Raw genomic sequence first — 3,554 nt, forward strand, 5'->3', positions numbered from 1 at the left:
ACAACTTAAGAAAGATTATTTCGATTTGCATGAAGTGATTAACGACGTGGTCAAGAAAATCGGTTTCCAGGTTGAAATCAAGGATGGCAGGATCATTACCGATTTTAAGGCACAACCCAGCATCATCCATGCCGATAAAGTGCATGTCACAAATATGATTACCAACCTGCTTGACAACGCAAACAAGTATACGCCACAGAAACCCGTCATCAAAGTGAGCACCTCCAACTATAGAAATGATATCTTGGTCAGCGTCGAGGACAATGGTATCGGCATCAGCAAGGTCAACCAGAAGAAGATCTTTGACAAGCTGTACAGGGTCCCTATGGGGGATATCCATGATTTTAAGGGGTTCGGACTGGGACTGAGTTACGTGAAAGCTATTGTCGACATGCACAAAGGAAGCATCAGGCTGGAAAGCGAACTGAAAAAGGGTACCAAATTTGATGTATTTTTACCTGTTGAATCAAAACATTGAAGCAAATGGAAAAAGATAAGGTCAGGATCCTTCTTGCTGAAGATGATAAAAACCTTGGCACCATACTGAAGTCTTACCTGGAGGCCAAGGGTTACCCTACAAAACTGGCTGTTAACGGGCAGGAGGCCTTTGACATGTTTACCAGGGAAGAATTTGATTTTTGCATTGTGGATGTCATGATGCCTGTCAGGGACGGCTTTACCCTGGCCAGGGACATACGAAATGTTGACAGCAAGATCCCTATTCTTTTTCTAACCGCCAAGTCCCTGCAGCAGGATAAGTTAAAGGGATTTGAAGTGGGTGCCGATGATTACCTGACCAAACCTTTCAATATGGATGAGCTGCTGATGAGGATACAGGCGATCCTCCGAAGGATCAGCGGCACTTCCCCCACAGGCGGGAAAGACAATATTTACCAGATTGGCAGCCTGACTTTCGATTTTAACCGCCAGGTGCTGAGGTCTGGTGAAAAAGAAGACAAATTGACATCCAAAGAAGCAGGCCTGTTAAAGCTTTTGGTTGAACATGCCAATGAGGTGGTCGACAGAAGCATTGCACTGAAGCGCATTTGGAAAGACGACAGCTATTTTAATGCACGCAGCATGGATGTTTACATTACCAAACTGAGAAAGTACCTGAAAAGCGACCCATCGGTGGAACTGATCAATGTCCATGGGGTGGGGTTCAAACTTGTCGTCAGTGAATAGCTAATTCTCCATTCCTTCAATAGCTATATCGGAAGCAAGGAAATTATTAAAGGCCACCTTATGGGTAGTGTCCCTGATTATATCCCATAATATTGAAGATCCGGGCCCTTTGTCTTTGTTGCACAGGGCAATGATGGTCTTCTCCTGCCTCATGTCCCGGATATAGTAAGCGCGAAAGCCTTTCCACCAGCCAAAATGATAGACGGTGCTGTCTTCAGTGGTTTTTATCCTCCAGCCAAAACCGTAATTGTCTGTTCTTCTCCAGTACGAGGGGCTTCCTGATGCAAAAGCCTCATTCAGTGTTGAATCGCCCACGAGCATTCCAAGGTCCAGCGCCCTGTCAAACTTGAAGAGGTCCTCAACGCTTGCATAAACACCCTTGTCTCCCATGATCCCGTTCAGGTAATCGTTCCGCTGCCTGATCGGCCGCCATTTGCGGTACCTGTGGCCATAAACATTGCTTGGTATATAAGCCGGCACTGCAGTATCCTCCCTCATTTGGTAAATAAAAGAATCATGCATTTCCAAAGGGTCGAAGATCCTTTCCTGAACAAAAACATCGAAAGGCTTCCCGGAAACTTTTTCAACAACGGAAGCAAGCATGGCATAGTTGGTATTGCAGTAATGGAATCCGTTGTCCGGCTTGAAATATGGTTTGGGCTGATATTTCATGAAAAGCCCGAGCATATCGTCATTGCCCATGGGAATGTCTTTATTGTGCCATTTTTCATGTGCCAGTGACATGTAGCGCGACAGGCCTGATCTATGGGTCAGCAGCTGGCGTATGGTAACCCCGTGGTATGGGAACTCCGGAATATAAACCTGAATGCTGTCGTCGTAGTCTAAACTGCCGTCTTCCCTGAGTATCATAATGGCCATGGCAGTGAACATCTTGGAAACTGAGGCCAGCTGGAAGGCAGAATTGGTGCTCAGGGTGTCTTTTGCGTAAAAATCGCATAATCCAAAGGCATTCTTGTATATCACGTGCCCTTTTTCTGCGTAAATGATGGCACCGTTGAACCAGTGGCCCCTGGACAGCCTGGTGAATATACTATCTATCCACTCGGCTTTCCTGGTAAGGGAAGCCACTTCTGGAACCACCACCTCCCTGGTTTTGAAAAACCCGGCTGCTTCCTGCCTCTTCGGCCGGTTACAGGTGATGATAATGATCAATATCAATAATATGGGTACCCTAAACCACATTAATTATAAGACTGACTTGGTTTTAACTGAAAAATTGGTCCAAAAGTATACGAAAATCAGCTAGGTTTTGTTTTATTCCTGGATTTTTTATTTACAAGCCCCTGGAGAGTATCCATTTCAAACCCTCTCTTCGGCTTAAAGGCGAAAGTACATGGGGGAAACATTATTTTATGATCATCAGCTTCTCCCTGGCAATGATCCTGCTGTCCCTTGCCTGAAGGCTGACCAGGTAAGTGCCCGGCCCGATGTCGACAGCATTCCACCGGTACTGCCCTGTACCCGGGTCCAGTGAGGCTGAATCCATCAGTTTCCCCTGCAAATCATGGATCCTGATGATAGCTTCTTCAGTGATGTCATAGATAATATTGACCTGCCCGCCGGAAGGATTGGGGTAAAGGTACAATGCTGTCTTTTTGTCACTGGTTAACCTATCCTGATCTTCTATTCCCACAGAAATGTCAATTACCCCCAGGACATACTGTCCCTTCTGAAGGGAATCAACGAAAAGGTAGCCGATCGACCATGGTCCGAGCTGGGTGAAATCGAGAAGCTGCCATGGTTCTGACGGCTTGGCCCTGTATAGTATCACAACCGAGTCGGTTGCACTTAAGATAAGGTTGTTATCCAGGCCACTTTTATTGTACTGGAACCGGCCCGTGGCAACAAAACCTTCGGGGAATACACCATCCACATCCCAGTAACGATAATCGGAAATCCTGCTGATTTCAGAAGGAACGTTAAGGCTGTCGGGAGGGGCCCAGTTATGCGTGATCCTGACAAATGCCGAATCGGTGACTTCCTGCACTTCCAGGACGAAGAAGGTATAAGGGTAAATATAATCATCCACCTCGGTGATATGCATGTAATCATCCGTGGTGGCGTCGCACATGTTTTTCTCCAGGTCAACATACACGGCGACCGGCGCAAAAGGCACTGTTTTGGTTGATTGACCGGTGGCACCGGAAAAATGGATGGTGTCTTCAAAAGTGTCCCAGTTCTCATCCATGAATGTCACCGGGATAATATTGCCATTACCAATAAAATCCGTGCCCTTTCTCTTTTGCCTTACATATACGGTCACATTAAAATCTTCAGAAGTACTGGCTACAGAGAAGGAATCGATTGAATAATGTGGACAGCCTCCATTAAAAACATACAGATCAAAA

4 protein-coding genes are annotated in these 3,554 nt (G+C 46.1%); 2 read left to right on the forward strand and 2 right to left on the reverse strand.

Going from position 1 to position 3,554, the window contains the following annotated elements; all coding sequences use genetic code 11:
- On the forward strand, positions 1-478 hold a 478-nt coding region (locus V2I46_07595; GenBank protein ID MEE4177356.1), incomplete at its 5' end, for a HAMP domain-containing sensor histidine kinase.
- 5 nt (positions 479-483) lie between these two features.
- Positions 484-1,185, forward strand: coding sequence for a response regulator transcription factor (locus V2I46_07600; GenBank protein MEE4177357.1), 702 nt, complete (start codon positions 484-486; stop codon positions 1,183-1,185).
- Here V2I46_07600 and V2I46_07605 read toward each other — a convergent pair whose 3' ends face one another.
- Both V2I46_07605 and V2I46_07610 read right to left on the reverse strand, forming a co-directional pair.
- Positions 1,186-2,358, reverse strand: a complete 1,173-nt coding sequence (locus tag V2I46_07605) for a serine hydrolase domain-containing protein (protein MEE4177358.1) — start codon at positions 2,356-2,358, stop codon at positions 1,186-1,188.
- A gap of 193 nt (positions 2,359-2,551) precedes the next feature.
- A partial coding sequence (locus V2I46_07610; protein MEE4177359.1) for a T9SS type A sorting domain-containing protein occupies positions 2,552-3,554 on the reverse strand: 1,003 nt, incomplete at its 5' end.

The sequence above is a fragment of the Bacteroides sp. genome, assembly GCA_036351255.1.
Taxonomy (GTDB): Bacteria; Bacteroidota; Bacteroidia; order Bacteroidales; family UBA7960; genus UBA7960.